This window comes from Falsiroseomonas sp. E2-1-a4, from assembly GCF_051433165.1.
Classification (GTDB): Bacteria; Pseudomonadota; Alphaproteobacteria; order Acetobacterales; family Acetobacteraceae; genus Falsiroseomonas.
In genome coordinates, this window is record NZ_JBHMFS010000004.1 from 235,765 (window position 1) to 256,605 (window position 20,841).

Annotated in this window: 18 protein-coding genes; 2 read left to right on the top strand and 16 right to left on the bottom strand. The window is 68.8% G+C overall.

Translation table 11 applies throughout. From position 1 onward, the window contains the following. Positions 1–2: 2 nt before the first annotated feature. From ACFHNC_RS06655 to ACFHNC_RS06680, 6 genes are all read right to left on the bottom strand, one after another. Positions 3–1,622 (bottom strand): ABC transporter substrate-binding protein, encoded by a 1,620-nt coding sequence (locus ACFHNC_RS06655; protein ID WP_437168438.1) that lies wholly within the window; start codon positions 1,620–1,622, stop codon positions 3–5. A 2-nt stretch (positions 1,623–1,624) separates the two neighbouring features. Beyond that, positions 1,625–3,187: an ABC transporter substrate-binding protein gene (locus ACFHNC_RS06660; RefSeq protein WP_437168439.1), complete on the bottom strand. Its 1,563-nt coding sequence runs from the start codon at positions 3,185–3,187 to the stop codon at positions 1,625–1,627. A gap of 9 nt (positions 3,188–3,196) precedes the next feature. Next, positions 3,197–4,780 carry an ABC transporter substrate-binding protein gene (locus tag ACFHNC_RS06665; RefSeq protein WP_437168440.1) on the bottom strand — a complete coding sequence of 528 codons (1,584 nt, stop codon included), beginning with the start codon at positions 4,778–4,780 and terminating at the stop codon, positions 3,197–3,199. 3 nt (positions 4,781–4,783) lie between these two features. Further along, positions 4,784–6,406, bottom strand: a complete 1,623-nt coding sequence (locus ACFHNC_RS06670; RefSeq protein ID WP_437168441.1) for an ABC transporter substrate-binding protein — start codon at positions 6,404–6,406, stop codon at positions 4,784–4,786. Positions 6,407–6,417: 11 nt separating this feature from the next. After that, positions 6,418–7,977, bottom strand: a complete 1,560-nt coding sequence (gene pehA / locus ACFHNC_RS06675) for a phosphoric/sulfuric ester hydrolase PehA (RefSeq protein ID WP_437168442.1) — start codon at positions 7,975–7,977, stop codon at positions 6,418–6,420. A 68-nt stretch (positions 7,978–8,045) separates the two neighbouring features. Beyond that, positions 8,046–8,705 (bottom strand): chloramphenicol acetyltransferase, encoded by a 660-nt coding sequence (locus tag ACFHNC_RS06680; protein ID WP_437168443.1) that lies wholly within the window; start codon positions 8,703–8,705, stop codon positions 8,046–8,048. 212 nt (positions 8,706–8,917) lie between these two features. Between ACFHNC_RS06680 and pobA the strand changes: the two genes are divergently transcribed. After that, positions 8,918–10,102: a 4-hydroxybenzoate 3-monooxygenase gene (gene pobA, locus ACFHNC_RS06685; protein ID WP_437168444.1), complete on the top strand. Its 1,185-nt coding sequence runs from the start codon at positions 8,918–8,920 to the stop codon at positions 10,100–10,102. On the opposite strand, the gene ACFHNC_RS06690 is transcribed toward pobA, so the two are convergent. The 6 genes from ACFHNC_RS06690 to ACFHNC_RS06715 form a co-directional block, all read right to left on the bottom strand. Then, positions 10,103–10,774 (bottom strand): TylF/MycF/NovP-related O-methyltransferase, encoded by a 672-nt coding sequence (locus ACFHNC_RS06690; RefSeq protein ID WP_437168445.1) that lies wholly within the window; start codon positions 10,772–10,774, stop codon positions 10,103–10,105. Between the two features lie 54 nt (positions 10,775–10,828). Continuing rightward, a complete protein-coding gene (locus ACFHNC_RS06695) occupies positions 10,829–11,986 on the bottom strand; it encodes a sensor histidine kinase (protein ID WP_437168446.1) in 1,158 nt (385 codons plus the stop codon). Positions 11,987–12,045: 59 nt separating this feature from the next. Next, complete coding sequence (locus ACFHNC_RS06700) at positions 12,046–12,549, bottom strand: histidine phosphatase family protein (protein WP_437168447.1); 504 nt, start codon at positions 12,547–12,549, stop codon at positions 12,046–12,048. A 129-nt stretch (positions 12,550–12,678) separates the two neighbouring features. Beyond that, positions 12,679–13,644, bottom strand: coding sequence for a Gfo/Idh/MocA family protein (locus tag ACFHNC_RS06705; RefSeq protein ID WP_437168448.1), 966 nt, complete (start codon positions 13,642–13,644; stop codon positions 12,679–12,681). Between the two features lie 31 nt (positions 13,645–13,675). After that, complete coding sequence (locus tag ACFHNC_RS06710; protein ID WP_437168449.1) at positions 13,676–14,887, bottom strand: MFS transporter; 1,212 nt, start codon at positions 14,885–14,887, stop codon at positions 13,676–13,678. A 37-nt stretch (positions 14,888–14,924) separates the two neighbouring features. Next, a complete protein-coding gene (locus ACFHNC_RS06715) occupies positions 14,925–15,644 on the bottom strand; it encodes a DUF1028 domain-containing protein (protein ID WP_437168450.1) in 720 nt (239 codons plus the stop codon). Between the two features lie 108 nt (positions 15,645–15,752). On the opposite strand from ACFHNC_RS06715, the gene ACFHNC_RS06720 reads away from it, so the two are divergent. Further along, positions 15,753–16,748 (top strand): Bug family tripartite tricarboxylate transporter substrate binding protein, encoded by a 996-nt coding sequence (locus ACFHNC_RS06720; RefSeq protein ID WP_437168451.1) that lies wholly within the window; start codon positions 15,753–15,755, stop codon positions 16,746–16,748. A 26-nt stretch (positions 16,749–16,774) separates the two neighbouring features. On the opposite strand, the gene ACFHNC_RS06725 is transcribed toward ACFHNC_RS06720, so the two are convergent. From ACFHNC_RS06725 to ACFHNC_RS06740, 4 genes are read right to left on the bottom strand one after another with little or no spacing between them, the layout of a single operon-like run. Beyond that, entirely contained in the window at positions 16,775–17,956 is a 1,182-nt protein-coding gene (locus ACFHNC_RS06725) for a class I SAM-dependent methyltransferase (protein WP_437168452.1), read from the bottom strand. Positions 17,957–18,004: 48 nt separating this feature from the next. After that, positions 18,005–18,724 carry a haloacid dehalogenase type II gene (locus tag ACFHNC_RS06730; protein WP_437168453.1) on the bottom strand — a complete coding sequence of 240 codons (720 nt, stop codon included), beginning with the start codon at positions 18,722–18,724 and terminating at the stop codon, positions 18,005–18,007. After that, positions 18,724–19,617: an isocitrate lyase/PEP mutase family protein gene (locus ACFHNC_RS06735; protein ID WP_437168454.1), complete on the bottom strand. Its 894-nt coding sequence runs from the start codon at positions 19,615–19,617 to the stop codon at positions 18,724–18,726. The genes ACFHNC_RS06730 and ACFHNC_RS06735 overlap by 1 nt, the downstream gene beginning before the upstream one ends. 11 nt (positions 19,618–19,628) lie before the next feature. Next, positions 19,629–20,717, bottom strand: coding sequence for an Ldh family oxidoreductase (locus tag ACFHNC_RS06740; protein WP_437168455.1), 1,089 nt, complete (start codon positions 20,715–20,717; stop codon positions 19,629–19,631). Positions 20,718–20,841: the final 124 nt, after the last annotated feature.

Consider the following 20,841-nt stretch of genomic DNA (forward strand, 5'->3'; position numbering starts at 1 on the left):
GTTCAGGCTCCCCAATTCCGGCCGCGGAAATCCATTGCGAAGGACTGCGCTGCGTTCCAGGCGATGTCGCGCCGCTTGGCCGTCAGGTTCACCGATTGGTGCAGCACGGTGTAGGCCGGGTCCTCACGCTCCGCGATCTCCAGCAGCCGGCGGAACACCACGCGGCGGCGGGCGTGGTCCGTGCTGGTTTCCAGCTCACCGGACAGACGGCCAAATTCCTCGTTGCGCCATTCGCCAATCTGCCACTGCTGGCCCTGCGGCCCGTGCTGCGCCGTGATCGAGGCTGTGGGGTCGTTGAAGCTGGCGCTGTTCGACCAATCCCGCACCCCACGCTGGCCGTCGCGCGACAGAACCTGCGGGAAGTTCTCCCGCATCTCGATCTGCACGTTCAACCCGACCTGGCGCCAGCCCTCGACCAGGATCTGCGCCGTCGGCGTCTGGTTGGTGTAGTAGTTGTTCAGCAGGCGATAGGGGATGGGCTCCCCGCGATAATTCGCCTCCCGCAACAGGCGGCGGGCTTCGGCCAGATCGTATTTCGGCGCCTCCCAATCCGCGTGGAACATCGGGCCGTAATATTCGAATTGCAGCCCCTTCGGCACCGGCGCACGGCCATCCCACAGCGCGGTGGTGATCGCGTCGCGGTCGATGCTGTGGGTGAAGGCGCGGCGCACAAGCGGGTTGGCAAGGACCGGGTGGTTTTTGTCGAACACCGTCAGGCGGTGGTTCATGATCGGGCCGCCGACCACCTGGTGGCGGGGGTTGCGCTCCACCGTGGCGATCTGATCCGGCGGCATGTCACAGGCGAAATCCGCCTCGCCGGACAGCAGCATGTTGATGCGCGACGCAACCTCCGGCACTTCCATGAAGCGCAGCCGCGCGATCGGCGGGCGGCCACCCCAGTAGTCATCGAAGGCCTCCAGGACCAACGACTGATCGGGCCGGAACTCGGCCACGCGGTAGGGGCCGGTACCGATCGGGCGGCGCGCCCAATCGAGCCACGAGGCCGATTGCTCGAAGGCGTGGCGCGAGAAGATCGCACCGACATTGCGGCTGATGCGGCCCTCCAGCGTGACGTCCGGCACCTTGTTGACGAAGCGGACCGTGTGGCTGTTCACGATCTCGATGCGCTCGAGCGCCGGGTAGGTGCGGCGGGCGACGGCGAGAACCTCGGGCGGCGGCGTCCGGCCGGGATTCTGCCCGGGAATCACGGCGAACAGGTTGCGCGCCTGTTCCACCGTCATGCCCCAGCCCATGCGTTCCGCGCTGAAGGAAAAGGCAACGTCTTCCGCCGTCATCTCCCGCCCGTCATGGAAGCGCACGCCACGGCGCAGCGCCAGTTCCACGGTGCGGTCGTCGATGCGACGCCAGGATTCGGCCAGCGCCGGCTTCAGGCCGAGATCGCCGGTCCAGCTCTGCTCGATCAGCGTCTCGGCATAGCTGTGCCAGGTGCGGGTGCCGACATTGGATTGCTCGCGCAGTGGCTCCAGCGTGTTGGTGTTGGCCAGCTTCTGCACGGCGATGGTGATGGTCGGCCGCTGGTCGGCCTGCGCGATGGCGAAGCGCGGCAGGATCAGCGCGGCGCCGGCCAGGCCGAAGGCGCGGCGGCGGGTGAGGGTGGTCATATTCAGGCTCCCCAATTGCTGCCGCGGAAGTCCATTACGAAGGACTGCGAGGCACGCCACGCGATGTCGCGGCGCTTAGCGGTGAAGTTGGCGTTGCGGTGAAGGACGACGTAGCCCGGGTCCTCGCGCTCGATGATCTCGAGCATGCGGCGCCAGACGATGCGGCGGCGCGGGCGATCCATGCTGGTTTCCAGCTCATCGGCCAGCGTGCCGAATTCCTCGTTGCGATACTGCTCGCGCTGCCAGGGCGCACCGGCGCGGCCCCAGGTGCCCGACATCTGGATCGAGGGATCATTCACGGCGGCGGCGGCGGACCAGTCATGCACGCCGCGGCTGGACTTGTCGCCGGACTGAATTTGGCCCCAGTTTTCCACCATCTGAAGCTCAACGTTCAGGCCGATGGCGCGCCAGCCTTCGACGTTGATCTGCGCCGTCGCGGTCTGGTTGGTGTAGTAGTTGTTGAGGCAGCGATAGGGGATGGCCTCGCCGCGATAGCCGGCCTCACGCAGCAGGCGGCGCGCCTCGGCTGGGTCGAATTTGGGCACCTCGATATCGGCAAGGAACATGTCGCCGTAGAATTCCCATTGCAGACCGCGCGGCACCGACGTGCGGCCGCCCCACAGCGCGGCGACGATCGCCTCGCGGTCGATGCTGTGGCTCATCGCCCGGCGGATCAGCGGGTTGGCCAGCACGGGGTGGGATTTGTTGAAGACCAGGTAACGGGTGTTGTTGATCGGGCCACCCGCAACCTCGAAGCGCGGATCGGCGGCGATGCGCGCGATCTGGTCGGGCGGGATGTCGGAGGCGAATTCGGCCTCACCGGAGACCAGCATGTTCACGCGGCTGGCCACTTCCGGCACTTCGGCGAAGCGCAGCCGGCGGATCGGCGGCCGGCCCTGCCAATGCTCGTCGAAGGCCTCAAGCGTCAGCATTTGGTCCGGCCGGTATTCCGCGATGCTGTAGGGGCCGGTGCCGACGGGCCTGCGCGCCCAATCCATCCAGGATGACGCAGCCTCGAAGGCGCGGCGGTTGGCGATGACGGCGGCGGTGCGCGCCATGCGGCCTTCCAGCACGATGTCCGGCACCTTGTTCACCAGGCGCACGCGGTGCGACCCCACAATCTCGATCCGCTCGAAGCCCGGAAACAGGCGGCGCGCGCCTTGCACCACGGCGGTCGGCACTTCGCGTGCGCCGCCACCCCACATGCGGTCGGTGCCGAATGAGAAGGCAACATCCTCCGCCGTGAAGGCATCGCCATTGTGGAAGCGCACGCCCTCGCGCAGCGTGAATTCCACGGTGCGGTCATCGATGCGTTCCCATGCCGTGGCGAGGCCGGGCTGCAACGACATGTCGCCAACCCAGTCGGTATCGACCAGCGGTTCCACATAGTTGCGGAAGATGCGCGTGCCGACATTGGATTGCTCGCGCAGCATCTCCAGCGTGTTGGAGGTGCTGATGTTCTGCACCGCGACCGTCACGGTCGGGCGGCTATCGGCCTGCGCGATAGCCGGCGCGGGCAGGGCCAGGCTTGCGGCGCCGAGCTTCAGCGCGGAACGACGAGACATCTTCATGGCTCAGGCCCCCCAGTTCTGGCGGCGGAAATCCATCACGAAGGACTTGGCCGGGCGCCAGGTGATGGTGCGGCGTTTTGCGGTGAAATTGGCGGTCTGGTGGATGACGTTTACCACCGGGTCCTCACGCTCCATGATCTGGAGCATGCGCGCCCAGATGGCCGCGCGGCGCGTGCGGTCCGTGCCGGACTCCAGCTGCGGGACCAGCGCCATGAACTCCGCATTCTTCCACATGCCGTTGCGGCTGAGCGAGCCGCGCGGGCCATAGGTGGTGGGAACGAAGGAGACGGGGTCGTTGAAGAACGATGTGACGGAGTGTTCGAACATGCCGCGGCCGGGACCGGCGGCCTGCACCTGGCCCCAATTCTCGACCATCTGCATTTCGACATTCAGCCCGGCCGCGCGCCACATCTCCATCATCACCTGGCCGGTGGAATTCTGGTTGGTGTAGTAGTTGTTGAGCATGCGATACGGGATCGGGTCGCCGCGGTAATTCGCCTCGCGCAGCAGGCGGCGGGCTTCCGCGACGTCGAAGCGCGGCACGGACCAGTCCGGTGCCATCATGCTTTCGAAGAACGGGAATTGCAGGCCGTTCGGCACTTCCGTGCGGCCTGCCCACAGGCTGTCCACGATCGCCTTGCGGTCCACCGCATGCGTCATGGCGCGGCGCACCAGCGGGTTCTCCAGCACGGGATGCGTCGTGTCGAAATGCGTGACGCGGTGGTTCATGATGACGCCGCCCACCACCTCGAAGCGCGGATCACGCTCGATGGTGGCGATCTGGTCGGGCGTGATGTCGCAGGCGAAGTCGTATTCGCCGGCGAACATGCCGTTGATGCGGGAGGCCAGCTCCGGCACTTCCAGGAAGCGGATCTGGCGGATCGGCGGGCGGCCGCCCCAGTAGTCGTCAAACGCCTCCAGCACCAGGCGGCTGTCCACCCGCCATTCGGCGACGCGGTAGGGGCCGGTGCCGATCGGCATCTGGAAGAAGGGGCTCCAGCCACCGGCGCGGGCGAAGGCCTCACCCGGCACGATGCTGCCGGCGCGGTGGGACAGTCGGCCTTCCAGCGTGACGTCGCCGGTGCGGTTCACCCAGCGCAGGCGACGCGGGCCGAGGATTTCCACCTTCTCGAAGCCCGGGAAGGTGCCGCGCGCACCGGCGGCCACTTCTGGCGGCGGGGCGGCGGGGCCGGCGAGACCCGGGCGGCCGAACATGCGTTCCGCGCTGAAAGTGAAGGCGACATGTTCCGCCGTCAACTTCGTGCCATCATGGAAACGCACATCTTCCCGCAGATCGAGCTCGATCGTGCGTTCATTGATGCGGCGCCAAGCGGTGGCGAGACCCGGACGCAGCGCGAGATTGCCGGTCCAGTCCGTATCGATCAGCGGTTCCTTGTACAGATTGTACCAGCGCGTGCCGACATTGCTGGCTTCCCGCAGGATATCCAGCGTGCCGTTGTTGCCGATCTTCTGCACCGCGATGGTGATGACGGGCCGCTGATCCGCCTGGGCGATGGCGAAGCGCGGCAGGGTGGCCGCGGCCGCGCCGATGGGTGCGGCGGCGAGCAGGCTGCGACGGTTGAGCATGGATCAGATTCCCCAGTTGCCAGCGCGGAAATCCATCGCGAAGGCAGGGCTCGCCTTCCAGCGGATGTCGCGGCGCTTGGCGGTGAAGGTCGCGTTCTGATGGATGACGGTGAAGGCGGGATCCTCGCGCTCTGCGATCTCCAGCATCCGGCGGAATACGGCGCGCCGGCGGGCGCGGTCGGTACTGGTTTCCAGCTCGACCGACAGGCGGTTCAGTTCCTCATTCGTCCATTCGCCGACCTGCTGCTGCTGGCCGTTCGGGCCGTGCTGGTTGACGATGGAGGAAACCGGATCGTTGAAGGGCGCGCTATTCGACCAGTCGCGAATGGCGCGCGGGCTGGAGCGGTCGAAGATCTGCGCCCAGTTCTCCTTCATCTCGATCTGCACGTTCAGCCCGACCGAACGCCACATCTCCACCAGCACCTGCGCCGTGGCGGTCTGGTTGGTGTAGTAGTTGTTCAGCAGGCGATAGGGGATGGGCTCCCCGCGATAGCCGGCCTCGCGCAGCAGGCGGCGCGCTTCCGCCGGATCATAAGCCGGCACCGACCAGTCCGAGTGAAACATCTCGCCGTAATAGTCCCACTGCAGGCCCTTCGGCACGACGGTGCGACCGGCCCAGAGGCTGTCGACGATGGCCTGGCGGTCCATCGAATGGGTGATGGCGCGGCGGACCCGCGGGTCACGCAGCTGCGGATGGTTCTTGTCGAACACAGTCAGCCGGTGGTTCAGGATGGTGCCGCCCTGCACTTCGAAAGCACGGTTGCGCTCGACGGCCTCGATCTGGTCCGGCGGCAGGTCGCAGGCGAATTGGTATTCACCGGAGAGCAGGCCGTTGATGCGGGAGGACACCTCCGGCACCTCGAGGAAGCGGATCTGCCGCAGTGGTGGGCGGCCGCCCCAATAGGCGTCATGCGCCACCAGGGTGAGCGACACGTCCGGGCGGAACTCCGCAACCATGTAGGGACCGGTGGTCACCGGCTTGCGCGCCCATTCGAGCCAGCTGCCGGCTGCCTCATAGGCGCGGCGATTCATGATGTCGCTGCCGTAGCGGGCGAGGCGGCCTTCCATCGTCACATCCGGCGTGCGGTTGACGAAGCGGACCGTGTACTTGTCCACCGCCTCGACCTTCTCCAGCGACGGCCAGTTGCGGCGGGCGACGGCGGAAACCTCGGGCGGCACTTCCTTGCCCTGCAGGTTGGCGCCGGGCACGCTGGCGAACAGCGTGACGCCCTGCGGCGCACCCTGGCCAGTGCCGAACATCCGTTCCGGCCCGAAGGTGAACACCACATCATCGGCGGTGAGTTCGTCGCCATTGTGGAAGCGCACGCCCTGGCGGAGCTTCAGTTCCACCGTGCGATCGTCGATCCGGCGCCACTCGGTCGCCAGCGCCGGCACGCTTCGCAGGTCACCGGTCCAGTCGCGCGCGATCAACCCTTCCCAGATCGACGAGAAGAACACGCGCTCCCCCACATTGGACTGCTCGCGCAGCACTTCGAGGGTGTTGCTGTTCACCACCTTCTGCACGGCGATGGTGATGGAGGGGCGGGTGTCGCCCTGCGCGATAGCGAAGCGCGGCAGCGCCAGCGTGGCGGGTGCGGCGAGAATCAAGCGGCGGGAGATCTGCATGGGAATTCTCCTTATTCGGCAGCGGCGGCGCGCAGGACGGGCGGCGCCGGACGGCGCTCCTCGAGGCCCTGCGGCGTGGCGCGGAAATGGGTGAGGGTGCGGTCGGCGTGGCGCATGCGCAGCGACAGTGCGCGCTGCGCGTAGTCCTTCACGCGGGCTGCGTAGTCCGGGTCCTCGGCGCGGTTCTCGAACTGGTTCGGGTCGCGCTTCAGGTCGAAGAACAGCGGCGGCAGGGCGGCGAAGTGGACGTATTTGTAGTCGGCATCCTGCACGACGCAGAGGCTGGAGCTGTCCATCGTCAGGCCCAGCGCGGTCTCCGGCTGGGAGTAGTGGATGTCGCGGAAGTCGTATTCGTAATGGTGCAGCTCGCGCCAATCGGCGGGCTTCTGTCCGGCCAGCACCGGCAGCAGCGAACGGCCGTCACAGGCGCGCGGCACCTGGCCGCCAAGCAGGTCGAGGATGGTCGGCATCACATCGACGCTTTCCGTCAGCGTGTCGTCGATGAAGCCGGCGCGTGCACCGGCGCCCTTCACCACCAACGGGATGCGGAAGCTCTGGTCGAAATAGCCGAGCTTGCCGAGCAGCCAATGGTCGCCCAGCTGCTCGCCATGGTCCGAGGTGAAGATGATCGTCGTGTCATCCCACTGCCCGGTCTGCTCGAGATAGGCGAAGACGCGGCCGAGCGCGTCATCGATCTCGGTCATCAAACCGCAGTAGCTGGCGCGCATCTGGCGGATGCTGGCCTCGTCCAGCCCGGCGCCGGCACCCTCGCCGCCGCGGAAGAAGCTCGCCTGGCCGATGGCGCGCAGATAGTGACGCAGCATCGGGTGCTGCTCGGCCTCCTCCTCCCAGCGCGGTGCGCGGATGGGGCCGGGCATGTCGGCCGGGTCGTACATGGTGTTGTACGGCGCCGGCGCGATGAAGGGCGGGTGCGGGCGGTAGTAGCCGAGATGCAGGAACCAGGGCTTGTCGCCCTTGCCCTTCAGATAGGTCAGCGCCTTTTCCGTGAAGAAGCTGGTGTCGGACAATTCGGACGGGATGCGCGACGGACGATTGGTCGCACCCGGCACGGCGTCCTCGCCTTCCGGCAGCCAGATATCCTCGCGCTTCGCCGGCAGCTCGTAGCCCTGGTGCGCGAGCCAGCCGAAATAGCCATCCATGCTCGGCTCAAACGCGCCAACGCTGCGAAAGCCGTCCATCAGGTCGCCGAGCGTGGTGAAGCGCGGATCCTTCGGGCCGGTGCTGCGCGGGTCCGGCGTGGTGGTGGTGTAGCCGATCAGCGCCGGGTCATAGCCGATCAGGCGAAGCTGCTTGCCGAGGTTGGTGTGGCGAGCATCCAGCGGCACCGTGTTCTGCACGGCGCGATGGTTCATCAGATACAGGCCGGTCAGCAGGCTGGCCCGCGCTGGGCCGCAGGGCACGGTGTTGGTGACATGGTTGCGGAACGTCACGCCCTCGCGGCACAGGCGATCCAGGTTCGGCGTGCGGAGAAAATCCGCGCCGAGGGCGGGCACGAAATCCGCCCGCCACTGATCCACCACGATGAGAAGAACGTTCTTCCGCTTTGCCATGCCGAGCCACTCCATTCGTTGGAGCGGGGCTTAACTGGCGAACCGCGACCGTCTTGTGACGGTGAGGCTTAGACTTCGTGACAGAAGGCGGGATCGTATTTGTCGCAGAAGGACTCTGCGGACATATCCCGCATGTCGTCCAGACCCTTCGCCAATTGCTCCCGCGTCCAATCCCACCAGGCGATGCGCTGCAGACTTTCGCGCACCGCTTCGCTGAACCGGAAGCGCAGGACCCGTGCCGGATTCCCGACCGCGACCGCGAAGGGTGGAATGTTCTTCGTCACCACCGCGCCGGCACCGATGGCAGCTCCCGTGCCGATGGAAACCCCCGGCAGCACGATGGCGCCGTGGCCGAGCCACACGTCATGCCCCAGCGTCACATGCGCGCCGCGCCGCCAATCGAAGAACCCGGCTTCATCTGCGCCGAGGCCATAGGCGCTTGCCCGGTAGGTGAAGTGGTTCAGCGCCACGCGATCCAGCGGATGGTTGCCGGGGTTGATGCGCGTGTGGCTGGCGATGGAGCAGAACTTGCCGATCGTCGCGTAGATGATCTGGCTGTCATGCACGACGTAGGAATAGTCGCCGAAGTCCGTCTCCGCGATGGAGGTGCGGGCGCCGACCTCGGTGTAGATGCCGAAGCGCGTGTCGCGCACGCTGGCGGTGGGGTCGATGCAGGGTTCCAGGCCCAAGGTCTTCCTGGCCGTGGCGGGGTCTCGATACAGGGTCATGCGGGTCCATCCTGGGATGCCGGCGGCCATAGCCCGTGTCGTGTTGCGCAGGCTTGATACTTTGATGACCATGTCACGACGCGGCAGGGGCGCGCGCCGGATCACGCGCCTCGGCAGGCGGAATTGTTATGCTATACAACAATTCATGCCGCACCCCGTTGCCAGGCGATCCCGCCGCAATACATGGCATGTCAGGACCAAGGAGACCCCCGATGCGAACCCAGGTCGGCATCATCGGCGCAGGCCCCGCGGGGCTGCTGCTGTCTCACCTGCTGCATCTGGCCGGTATCGACAGCGTGGTGCTGGAGACCCGGTCCCGCGCCTATGTCGAGGAACGGGTCCGCGCCGGGCTGCTGGAACAGGGCAGCGTCGATACGCTGACCGAGGCCGGCGTCGGCGACCGCCTGCACCGCCAGGGCCTGGCGCATCACGGCATCGAACTGCGCTTCGACGGCGCCGGCCACCGCATTCCGCTGACCGACCTCACCGGCAAGGTGGTGACCATCTATGGGCAACAGGAGGTGGTGAAGGACCTGATCGCCGCCCGCCTGGCCGCCGGCACCCATTCCGGCAACCCGGCGATCCTGTTCGAGGTCTCGGACGTCGCGGTGCATGACGTGACCACCGACAGTCCGCGCATCAGCTTCACCCATGCAGGCCAGGCGCAGGTGCTGGATTGCGCCTTCATCGGCGGCTGCGACGGCTTCCACGGCATCTGCCGCGGCGCCATCCCAGAGGAGATCATCCGGATCTACGACCGCATCTACCCTTTCGCCTGGCTCGGCATCCTGGCGCATAGCAGGCCGGTGTCGGAGGAACTGATCTACGCCCGCCACCGGGAGGGTTTCGCGCTGGCCACCATGCGGAGCGAGACGGTCAGCCGGCTGTATCTGCAATGCGCGCCGGATGAAGACCTCGCCTTGTGGCCGGATGACCGCATCTGGGAAGAGCTCCACAGGCGCCTGGGCTGCGGCGATGAGTTGCAGGAAGGCCCGATCTTCCAGAAGGGCGTCACCGCCATGCGGAGCTATGTGGTGGAGCCGATGCGCCATGGCCGGCTGTTCCTGGCCGGCGATGCCGCTCACATCGTGCCGCCCACCGGCGCCAAGGGCATGAACCTGGCCATCGCCGATATCCGCGTGCTGGCGCGCGGGCTGGAGCTATTTTTCGCGAAGAATGACCCGACCCTGCTGGAGCAATACTCGAAAATCTGCCTGCGCCGCATCTGGAAGGGCCAGCGCTTTTCCTGGTGGATGACCTCCATGCTGCACCGCTTCGACGGCGCCGAACCCTTTGAGCACCGTGTCCAGGTGGCAGAGCTGGACTACGTCTCCACCAGCCGCGCCGCGATGACGACGCTGGCTGAGAATTATGTCGGCCTGCCCTACGAGGTGTAGCTACTTCAGCATCCGCACCGCCACCTGCTGGTCCGACGGCACCAAGCCGACATACTCATAGGCGCGTCCGTTTGTGGTGAATTCGCGGAAGGCGCGGAACTCATGCTGCTGCCAGCCCGGGTAGTTGAGGTACTCGTCGAACACCAGGATGGTGCCCGGGCCGATGCGGTCCCGCAGCTGCGTCAGCACCGTCTGGGTCGAGGAATACAGGTCGCAATCCACATGCACCAGCGCCGCCGCGCCGGTGTGGCGGTCGAGGAAGCCGGGCAGGGTGCGGTCGAACCAGCCGACCACCAGCTCCACGCCCGGCCGGACCTCGGGCGGCCCGGGCAGGGCGAAGGCGCCGGGGCCGAAGCCGGGGCGCCAGCCCTCGGGCAGGCCTTCGAAGGAATCGAAGCCATGAATCGGCCGGCCGGGCAGGATTTCCGCCATCAGGTTGATGGTGCGGCCGGCAAAGACGCCGAATTCCAGCACCAGCCCCTCCGCCGGGGCCAGGCTGGCGGCATGGCACAGCAGCGCATCCTTATCCGCAAATCGCGGCACATCGACCATATGCGCCTGGGCATATTCCGCGGAGGACAGCGCGGCAGCCAGGCCCTGCACCTGGTCGATATCAAAGATCCGGCCAGGATCGCCGAGCGAGGCGGCCTGCGGCGCCATGGTGCGGTCCATCTCCGTGTTCCTTCGCGTCGGATCGTCCTGCGCCGGGGCGCCTGCATGGGCCGGTCAGGCGCCGCGCAGGCGTATCGTCATCTCCAGCCGCGTGCCGGTTTCGTCGGAGGACCAATGCACGGCGGAGCCGAGCTGGCGACCAAAATTCTCGATCATCCGCATGCCGGTGCCGTGCTTCGGCCGCGGCACCGGCAGGCCATGCCCGTCGTCCCACAGCCGCAGCAGCGCACGCTGCGTCGGGTGGGCCGCCAGGGCCAGGCCGATGCGGCCGATCCCGTCGCCGAAGGCATGCTTCAAGCTGTTGGTGATGAATTCATTCACCGCGAGGCCCAGTGGCGCCGCCTGGTCGGGCGAGACCAGCAGACCCCGTTCCACCTCCAGCGCCAATTGCACCCGGGTGGTTCCACCCTCGTGGAAACTCAGCAGGCCGGCGCTGAGCTGCGCCAGGTATTCACCGAGATCGAGCTCATCCACCTTGCCGGACAGATGCAGCTTGTCATGCAGCAGGCGCAGCGCCTCGATCCGCCGGGCGACGCCACGCATGGCGGCGCGGCTTTCCGGCATGCGGAGCTGGCGCGACTGCAGGTCGAGGATGGCGACGATGACCTGCAGGTTGTTCTTTACCCGGTGCTGCAATTCGCGCAGCAGCCTTTCATTGTCATCGGCCTTGCGCCGAAGCAGCGCATTGGCGCGCAGGCGCCCGACGGCGGAGGCCAGCAGATTGGCATAGCTTCGCAGGCAAGCCAGGTCCTGCTCGCCGAAGGATCGTGGCTGGCGGCTGTCCGCCTGCAGCACGCCGAAGGGCGCGGCGCCATCCACGCCGAGGATGACGGCGCAGGCGCTGGACCGGCAGCCGTGGTCGCGGACGAAATCCGGCACCGCGAAGCGCGTCTCCTGCTCCAGGTCGGGGGAGACCGCCGCCGTCCCGTTCCCCAGGGCCAGCCCTTCCAGGCCGCTTGCGGCATCGGTGGTGATCACGCCCACCACATCCGGCTGCCAGCCGATGCCGGCGCGCACCATCAATTGGCCGCCCTCGGCCGCGGGCGTGACCACCCGCGCCAGTTCCGTGCCCAGTGCCGCCGCCGTCAGCCGGCAGGCCTCATGCAGGATGCGGTCCAGATCCTCGGACCGCAGCGCGTATTCCCCGAAGCGGGCCAGCGCGGCCTGTTGTGCGACCCAGTCCTTTGGGTCTGTGCTGGTCGTACCGGACATGCCAGGCAGAAGCATCCGGCCGGGCCTGCGGTTGCCTCGGCCACTGGCTCAGAATTTCGTCATCCGCACGCATGAAACCCGCCGCCGGGCAGGGGGACGGGGTCCAGTATGCCCAGCACCGCGAAGCCATCGCCCCGCGGCGCCAGGACCAGCGCCCCGTCCTCGGGAAAGGCGCGACCGCCGACCTCGTCGCCCACCACCATGATGGCCGGCGTGCGGTGGCCGACCAGGACCCGGTTGGTGCCGGGCGGCACCGGGGCGGAGAACAGGCGGCGATGTTCCGCCAGCACCCAGCGGAGGCGGCCGCCGGCATAGTCATCCGCCAGCAGGCTGTCCGTGACCTCCGCCTCGCCAAAGGCCAGTTCCGCTGTATCCCGCGCCCGGAACACCGGCCCAGCCAGCACCGGCCGCGCCACTGGTATGCCGAGTTCCGTGAGGCGCGGCCCGATGCGTGCCGCCTGCGCGCGCCCCTCGGGCGAGAGGTTGCGCTGGCCCAGGCGGTCGCCGAGGCGGTAGCTGCGGTCGCAATTCTCGCCGCGCGTATCGGCGTGGCGGAAGAACATCACCAGCCCGCCCTGGCGCAACAAAGCACCAGCTGGGCGCCGTCGGTGGTCTCGGCCGTATGAGGCACCAGCCGGGGCTGGGCGGCGGCCGGGCAAGCGGTCAGCAGGAAAAGAAGAAGGGTGCGGCGGTCAGGCGGCAAGGATGCCCTCCACCACCTCCTGCACCTCCAGCGCCTCCCGCAGCGTGGCCAGGTCCTGGGGTTCGCCGCGGGTCAGAGCGGCGAGCTTCGAAAGCTGGCCGCGCAGCACCATCGGGCGCATCTTCTCGTTGGGCAGCGCGTCCGGCGCGGGGCGGAAGCTGCCATCGGCCTCCAGCCGTTCGGCCAGGGACCAGTCGCGCAGGCGGATGCTGCCGGCCTCAGCCTCCAGCCGCCATTCATTGCTTTCGTCACGGTCGGTGCCGCCGACCTGGCCGGAGAGCGTCACCGGCGTGTCGCCGGCCAGCAACCGGGCCTGCACCGCAATCTCCGCCCCGTCGCCCGGCGGGAAATCCGCCGATCGCTCCAGCAGCACCAGCTTGCCGAGTTGCCGGCGCGTCAGGAACAGGAAGTGGGACAGCACCTCCCGCGTGAAGCCGCCCTCCGCGCGTTTTGCCAGCCAGCCCGCGGCGGCGTGCTGCCAGCCGCGCGGCCAGGTGGCGAATTCGGCGCGGATGGTCAGCGCGCGCGGCGCGCCGAGATCGACCCGCCAGGCGCGCAGCTGCGCCACGGCGGGGGAGGAGGCCATGGGGAAGTTCACGGCCGCGCGCGCTCGGCTCGCCTCCGCCGCATCCACGAAGCTGCGCGCCGCGACGAGGTCCGCGGCCAGCGGCTTTTCCAGGAAGGCGGCCTTGCCCGCGGCGAAGGCGGCATCCGCATGTTCCAGGTGGGAGCTGGGTGGAGAGGCGATATACAGCGCATCGCAGGCCGCGATCACCGCCGCCGGGCTGTCCAGCATCGGCAGGCCGGGTGCGATAGTAGCGAGCCGCGCGGCGGCCTCCGGGCTGGGGTCCCACACCGCCACGGGCCGGATTTCCGCCGCGTCATGCGCCAGCGCCGCGCGCAGCAGGCGTTCCCCCATGATGCCGAAGCCGACGATGCCCAATGCGACGGTCATGTGGATATCCCCTTTGAACTGGACTGGGGGTTTAACCCCTGTCCGCATCCCGTCCAGCCCGCAACGCCAACACCAGAAGGGACACCACCGCCAGCAAGCCGCAGAAGACGTAATAGGGCAGGGTCCAGCTGCCGGTGCTGGTGACGGCCCAGGCGAAGGCGCTGGGCGCGATCAGGTAGCCCAGGAAACACAGCATGATGGCGCCTGAGGACGCTTCCGCCACCCGGTCCGGCGGCGCCACGCGGGCAACCTCGGCCAGGAATATCCCGTTCCAGCTTGCCGCGCTGAAGCCGGCACCGATCGCGAGCGTGAGCGCCAGCGCCCAATGCGCCCCCGGCCCGAAGCCGACCCACAGCGCCGACAGCGCCGCCGCTACCAGCCCATGCACCGCGAGGCTGCGCGTGGCATCGCCGATGCGATCCGCCGCCCAGCCGAGCGCCAGCCGCCCAACCACGCCGGCCAGTTGCATCGCGGCGAACAGGCTGCCAGCGCTGGTCAGGGTGAAGCCGTGCTCCTGCACCAGCCAGGTGACGGTGAAGGCGAACAGGCTGCCCTGCAGGGCAGCGAAGGCGAAGGCCTGCAGCGTCAGCGGCGGCAGCACGCGGTGCATCCGCAACGCATTGACCGGCGCGGCGAGCTGGCGGGGGGAGAAGGCGCCGCGCAACGGCCGCTGCGGGTCCCGCTCCGCATCCAGTTGCGGGCGCAGCGGCTGGATCAGCACGGTGCAGACCAGCGCCACGCCGATACCCACCAGCAGCGCCACCTGCCAGCCATAGGCGGCGGCGATCGGCGCGGCGATCAGCCCGGCCAACGCCCCACCGGCCGGCGCCCCGGCCTGCTTGATGGAAAAGATCAGCACCCGGTGCCGCGGCGGCGCCGTGGCCTGCAGGATGCGGCTGCCGGCGGGGCCGGCCGGGCCGTAGCCGATGCCCATCAGCAGCGCCGCGACCGGCAGCAGCCAGATGATGCCCGCCGCGGCCGTGAGCAGAGCCAGGCTGCTCAGCAGCGCGCCCACCTGCAGCATCCGCAGCGGCCCGAAGCGGGCCACCAGCGGCGTGCCGAACAGCAGGAACAGGATGGCGCCGAAAATGTTGATGCTGGAGAAATTGCCCACCGTCTCCGGCCGCAGCCCCAGATCCGCCGTCATCAGCGGCGCCACCACGGGCACCGCCTGGCTCAGGAAGGTGCCGACGGTCTGCATCAGCAGTGTGGCGGACAGCGCGGCAACCCAAGGCTTGAGCATCAGGCCGATTCAGCCCCCCTCTGGCCTGCCCTCCCGGTTACCGCCTCAGCCGCAGGTCGAGCCCCTTGGCCTTCCAGCGGGATTCGATGGTGTCGAGGTCGATCAGCCCGGCGGGCCGGGCGCGGGAAGGTTGGTCGCGCAGCCCCGGCGCGCGTTCCCGCAGCCACACGCCATACAGCCGGCGCAGCTCCACCAGCGGCAGCGGGTGGTCATCAACGCGCAGCGACAGGTCGGGGAAATCCTCCGTCGTGGTCAGCACCAGGGCCGCGGATTGCCTCCCGCGGCGGTCGCCGCCCGCAGCCTCCCCGGCATCGAGCGCCGCAAGAAGGCGCTCGGCCAGCTTCAGTTCGGGGTTGGTGACGAAGGCGGCATAGGTATCGGCCAGCACCGCCGGGCCAGCCAGCATGTTGCCGGCAAAGGAGACATGGGCGGAGGTGACGTCGCCACACCACTCCACGCAATTCCCGCCGGTATAGGCGGCGCTGCGGCCATGCCGGTCCACCGCATGGATCTGCCGCAGCCCGCGCCCCTCATCCCCCACCAGCGCGCTTTCGATCGCGGTCGCCGGCGACAGGCCGCGCGCCAGACCGTCCAGTACCACCGGGCCGAGGTAGCGGTTGGTCATGGATTGGGTCGAGACGGCGCCGACGCCGGACCGCACGAAGGGGCAGGAAGCCCCGACTGCGAAGTTGCAGGTGGTCACGGCCACGGCGAAGGCGCCGGTCTCCGGATCGTGGGCGACGATGGACCAGGTCATGGCGGGCATCCAAGCTGAGAGGCAGACCACACTACATGCCCTTCCGCGATTGCGCGCCAGCCCATGGTGGGTCATTTTGGCTGCAACGTCTCATGGGAGGAATGAAACATGTCGACCAAGCTGTTGCGCCGCCACGTTCTTGCGGGTGTCGGGGCGGGATTGGGGCTGCTCGCCGCGCCCCCGATCGCGCGCGCCCAGGCCGGCTGGCCGGACCGGCCGATCCGCCTGATGGTCCCCTTCGGCGCCGGCGGAGCGATCGACACGCTGTCCCGCACCGTGGCATCGAAATTCGCGGAAGTGACCGGCGGCCAGACCCTGGTGGTGGAAAACCGCCCCGGCGCCGGCGGGACCATCTGCGGCGCCGCCGTGGCGCGGGAACGGCCGGATGGGCTGACGCTGATGATGGCCGATGTCGGCGCCAACGCCATCGGCAAGGAACTGATCCCGAGCCTGCCCTACGACCCGCCGACCGCCTTCACCCCGATCATCCACCTGGTGAACCTGCCGGCAGTGCTGATGGCGCACCCCTCCGTCACCGCCACGACCATCCAGCAGGTGATCGACCAGGCGAAGGCACGGCCGGATGGCTTCACCTATTCCTCGGCCGGCAATGGCAATGGCAGCCACCTGTTCATGGCGCTGTTCCTGAAGGAAGCCGGCATCCGCATGGTGCATGTGCCCTATCGCTCGGGTGCGGAGATGGTGACATCGCTGATGCGCGGCGATGCGCAGTTCGGCTTCCCCACCGTGTCCTCCGGCATCGGGCAGATCCGCGCCGGCAATGCGCGGGCGATTGCGGTGGGCAATGCCGCGGGCACGCCGCTGCTGCCGGATGCCCCCGCCATCTCCACGGTGCTGCCGGGCTTCGAGGTTGCGGTCTGGCACGGCATCGTGGCGCCGGCGGGCATGGATGCCGGGCTGGCGCGCGAGATCAACCAGGTGTTCGGCCGCATCGCCGCCATGCCGGACATCAAGCAGCGCATCTTCGACGCACAGGCCGGCACGGTGGTGGGTGGCTCGCCGCAGGATTTCGCCGGCCATATCGCGCGGGAGGTGGCGCGGTGGACGCCGATCATCCGCGAGGGCGGCATCACCACCGGCTGAACGGCCGCGCCGCTGGTGCGGAAGGTTTATCCCTTCCGCGCCAGCAGCACGAAAGCCAGCGAATCCTCCGGCCCCGCGCGGCGGCCGAGGCGGCGGGCGGCCTCGATGAATTCGGGGTCTTCCTCCAGCGCCGCGAGGCCGGGCGCGGCGCCGGGCAGGGACCAGCCGGCGGACAGGAAGCAGCCATCGCTGCGCGTCACCACCAGCCCGGCCGCACGCAGCATCCCCGTGACCTCCGCCAGCGTGAAGCCCAGCGGCGCCACCTCCGCCCCCAGGCGGCGCCGCGCGCGCAGCGCCAGGCTGTCGCGGTTCATGGCGGACAGCATCAGGCGACCGCCCTGTGCCAGCACGCGAGCGGCCTCGGCCAGGGCGGCGGCGGGGTCGGCCAGCATCTCCAGGCTGTCCAGCAGCAGGGCCGTGTCGAAGCTGGCATCGGGGAAGCTCAGCCGGGCGGCGTCCATCCGGGCGAAGTCGAAGCGCGGATCGCCACCATGGCGGATCGCGGCCGCATCCAGCGCGGCCTGCGACAGGTCGATGCCGGTGATGCGCGCCGCACCCGGCAGCAACCCGCCGAGGCGGCCGGCACCGCAGGCGATATCCATCACCGCGTCCGCCCGCGCCTCCCCCAGATACTCCGCTACCAGCCGGTCCAGCTCCGCCTGGAAGGCTGCCTCCCGCGCCGGGCCGGGGGTGCCGCCGGGCAGCAGCCAGGGGCGCGGCGGGACTTCGCTGCGGCGGGGCGGCGTGCGGGGCGGGCGCGGCGGGGCAGGGGGGATGGGGGTGGGCAGGGGGCGGGGCGCCAGGGCCTCGGCAACCATGGGCGCGGGTTCGGGCGCGGGCTCCGGCTCCGGGGGCAGGGCCTGGCGGTTCACCTCGAAGGCGCGGACATGGTCCGTCTCGGTCAGGTCCGGTAATTCCGGACTCGCGGCGGGGGCGAAGACGACGAAGACCGGATTGGCAAAGACCGGCACGGCACTTCGCGCCAGATCGTCGAGGAAGGCGCGGGGGATGCGGTCCAGCTCCCCCTTATGCGCCACCACCCAGGCGAAATCGGCGGGCGCGCGGCCTGCGGCGGCGGTGAAGGGCTCGGCGCGGGGAATCGCCCAGCGGAACGGGTCGGGCGCCACCACGCGGTCCGCCGGCGCCAGGCGGCCGCGCAGGAACTGGGCCGTCTCGGCCCAGGCGGTGTCGTCATGCGGGAAGGACATGCGGTCTGGGGCGCCTGCTGCGATGCGGGGGCAGTTAAGCGGGCCGCTTCAAGCGGGGCAACCGAGCTGGTCGGCGAGCGCCGGAAAACTCGGTGCCACGAAGTCCCAATCCTGCTCCGCCGCCAGGTCCTTCACCTGCTCCGGCCCGTATTCCGTGGGCCGGGCGATTAAGGCAGTGCGGAAGCCGCAACGCCTTGCCGCGGCCAGGTCGCCATTATGGGCGGCCACCAGCATGCAGGCCTCCGGCGCCAGGCCGAGGATGTCCGCAGTCCGCAGATAGGCCTCCGGGTTCGGCTTGTAGGCCTGGGAGGCTTCGGCGCCGAGGATCGTGTCCCAGGGCAGTCCGGCCCGCTTCGCCATGTTCAGCAGCAGCGCGATATTGCCGTTCGACAGCGGCGCGATGATGAATCGGGTCTTCAGCCGGTGCAGCCCCGCCACGCTGTCCGGCCAGGGGTCCAGCCGGTGCCAGAGGCGGTTCAGCCCATCCAGCTCCGCCTCCCCCAGGCTGGCCGGATCAAGCCCGTGATCGCGCAGCACGCCCTCCAGGTTTTCACGGTGCAGGATGTCGAGCTTGGTGAAGGGCCGCGCGCCTTTCCGCACCGCCTCCATCGCCGGCTGGTAGCGCCGGCGCCAGGCATCTGCGAAGGCGGCGCCATCCAGGCCCGGCAGGTGCCGCGCCAGGAAGGGCGCGGCGTCCCGCGCGATGGAGGACCGCCAATCCACCACCGTGCCGAACACGTCGAACAGCAAAGCCTGGATGGGCGCCATCACTCGGCGGCCTTCGGCAGGTTGCCGGCTTCCTGCGCCCATTTTTTGTCGAACTCCCAGACATCCGGGAAGCCCATCAGCTCGCACATCTTCGCAAAGCTGTAGGCGTCGTTGACGCCCATGTTGTTGGAATGGCCATCGGCCTTGAGCTGGCCATAGGCCTTCTGCAGCGCCGCCGCGACGGTCAGGAAGCCCACCGCCGGGTAGATCGCGATGCGGTAGCCCATGGCGTGCAGCCGGTCCGCCGGCACGATCGGGGTGCGGCCACCCTCGACCATGTTGGCAAACAGCGGCTTCTTGATCTGCCGGCCGACCTCGGCCATTTCGGCCTCGCTCTCCGGGCTCTCGATGAAGATCACGTCGGCGCCGGCCTCGGCGAACATCTTGCCGCGGCGGATCGCCTCATCCAGCCCGAGGCTGGTGCGGCTGTCCGTGCGGGCGATGATGAGGAAGTCCTCGCTGCGGCGGGTCTCGGCGGCGACGCGGATCTTCAGCGCCATCTCCTCGGCCGGGATCACCTTGCGGCCCGGCGTGTGGCCGCACTTCTTCGGCACTTCCTGGTCTTCCATTTGGATGGCGGTGACGCCCGCATCCTCATAGCCGCGCACCGTGTGGCGCACATTCAGCAGGCCGCCATAGCCGGTATCGGCATCCGCGATCACCGGCGTGGTGCAGCCGCGGGCGATGGTGCGCATGCGACCCACCATGTCCGTATAGGTCGCGATCCCCGCATCCGGCAGGCCGAGATGGGAGGCGGTGACGCCGAAGCCGGTCGCGTACAGCGCCTTGAACCCCATGCCATCCGCCACCTTGGCGGAGATCATGTCGAACACCCCGGGGGCGAGGACGAATTCATCGGCGGCGAGCGCCTGGCGGAGGGAGGGGTGCGGCATGGTCTGGTCCTTCAGGCTTCGGTCAGCAGGAACGGCACATTGGCACGTTCCGCGATGCCGCGGATCTGCGCCTCCAGCGCCGGCGGGATCGGAATGCCATGGGCGCTGCGCTCGGCATGTTCCGCACGTTCCGGGTCGCCGGGCACCAGCACCGGCTGAGCGGGGTCGGCCGGAGGCGTGGCGCGCAGCACATCCACCGCCTGGTCCAGATCCTGCTCGAAATCCCCCTCGGGCCGGAACGCGGTGGGGTCGATCGCCAGCATGAAGTGGCCGATATCGTCCGGATCCTCCGGCCGCTGCGTCTTCACCCGGATCGGGGAGAAGGAGGCACCGGACAGCGTGGCGCCCAGGATATGCGCCATCAGCGCCAGGCCGTAGCCCTTGTGGCTGGCCATGTCCGGCGTGCCGCCGACCGGCGAGAGGCCACCCTCCGGCTTTTCGAACACCTGCGCCACGGCGGCGGCGCCATCGGTGACCGGATTGCCGGCGCCGTCCATCACCCAGCCGGCCGGGATCGGCTTGTTGCGCAGCGCCCGGGCGCGCACCTTGTTGGCTGCCGCCGTGGTGGTCGCCATGTCCAGCACCACCGGCGGCTGGCGCTGGCCGGGGGCGGCGAAGGCGATGGGGTTGGTGCCGAGCACCGGCACGGCGCCATGCGTCGGCACCATTGCCATGGTGCGCGTGCCGCTGGTGACCAGGCCGATGCAGCCGGATTTCGCCGCCAGCTTCACATACCAGCCGGCGGCGCCGAAATGGTGGCTGTTGCGGACGGCGACGGCCCCGATGCCATGCTGCTTCGCGCGCTGGATCGCCAGCCGCATCGCATAGCCCGCCGCCGGATGGCCGAGCCCCGCGCCGCCATCCACCACCGCCACGGCGCCGGTTTCGCTCTGGATACGCGGCCGGGCGTTCAGCTTGACCTGGCCGACATGGCGCATGCCCTCATAGCTGGCCAGCATCCCGATGCCGTGGCTGTCCACGCCGGCGAGGTCGGTATCCAGCATCACCTCCGCGGTTTCCGCGGCCAGATCCCCCGGCATGCCCCAGGCCTCCAGGATGGCCAGGATCTGCGCCCGCACGCTGTCCGCACTTGCCCGCATGTCTTCGTCGTTTCCACATTGCCCGTTTCGCAAGGGGTGCACCGGGGCGGGCCGGGCGTCAATCACGGGTCAGGCCAGGAGCCGAAAATTGCATTAGAATCAATGTGATTGTGCCGGTGCCATG

Bases quoted from the DNA above. Each gene is read 5' to 3' on its own strand.
- ACFHNC_RS06655 (WP_437168438.1), bottom strand. From the start codon at position 1,622: ATGACCACCCTCACCCGCCGCCGCGCCTTCGGCCTGGCCGGCGCCGCG.
- ACFHNC_RS06660 (WP_437168439.1), bottom strand. From the start codon at position 3,187: ATGTCTCGTCGTTCCGCGCTGAAGCTCGGCGCCGCAAGCCTGGCCCTG.
- ACFHNC_RS06665 (WP_437168440.1), bottom strand. From the start codon at position 4,780: ATGCTCAACCGTCGCAGCCTGCTCGCCGCCGCACCCATCGGCGCGGCC.
- ACFHNC_RS06670 (WP_437168441.1), bottom strand. From the start codon at position 6,406: ATGCAGATCTCCCGCCGCTTGATTCTCGCCGCACCCGCCACGCTGGCG.
- pehA (WP_437168442.1), bottom strand. From the start codon at position 7,977: ATGGCAAAGCGGAAGAACGTTCTTCTCATCGTGGTGGATCAGTGGCGG.
- ACFHNC_RS06680 (WP_437168443.1), bottom strand. From the start codon at position 8,705: ATGACCCTGTATCGAGACCCCGCCACGGCCAGGAAGACCTTGGGCCTG.
- pobA (WP_437168444.1), top strand. From the start codon at position 8,918: ATGCGAACCCAGGTCGGCATCATCGGCGCAGGCCCCGCGGGGCTGCTG.
- ACFHNC_RS06690 (WP_437168445.1), bottom strand. From the start codon at position 10,774: ATGGACCGCACCATGGCGCCGCAGGCCGCCTCGCTCGGCGATCCTGGC.
- ACFHNC_RS06695 (WP_437168446.1), bottom strand. From the start codon at position 11,986: ATGTCCGGTACGACCAGCACAGACCCAAAGGACTGGGTCGCACAACAG.
- ACFHNC_RS06700 (WP_437168447.1), bottom strand. From the start codon at position 12,549: ATGTTCTTCCGCCACGCCGATACGCGCGGCGAGAATTGCGACCGCAGC.
- ACFHNC_RS06705 (WP_437168448.1), bottom strand. From the start codon at position 13,644: ATGACCGTCGCATTGGGCATCGTCGGCTTCGGCATCATGGGGGAACGC.
- ACFHNC_RS06710 (WP_437168449.1), bottom strand. From the start codon at position 14,887: ATGCTCAAGCCTTGGGTTGCCGCGCTGTCCGCCACACTGCTGATGCAG.
- ACFHNC_RS06715 (WP_437168450.1), bottom strand. From the start codon at position 15,644: ATGACCTGGTCCATCGTCGCCCACGATCCGGAGACCGGCGCCTTCGCC.
- ACFHNC_RS06720 (WP_437168451.1), top strand. From the start codon at position 15,753: ATGTCGACCAAGCTGTTGCGCCGCCACGTTCTTGCGGGTGTCGGGGCG.
- ACFHNC_RS06725 (WP_437168452.1), bottom strand. From the start codon at position 17,956: ATGTCCTTCCCGCATGACGACACCGCCTGGGCCGAGACGGCCCAGTTC.
- ACFHNC_RS06730 (WP_437168453.1), bottom strand. From the start codon at position 18,724: ATGGCGCCCATCCAGGCTTTGCTGTTCGACGTGTTCGGCACGGTGGTG.
- ACFHNC_RS06735 (WP_437168454.1), bottom strand. From the start codon at position 19,617: ATGCCGCACCCCTCCCTCCGCCAGGCGCTCGCCGCCGATGAATTCGTC.
- ACFHNC_RS06740 (WP_437168455.1), bottom strand. From the start codon at position 20,717: ATGCGGGCAAGTGCGGACAGCGTGCGGGCGCAGATCCTGGCCATCCTG.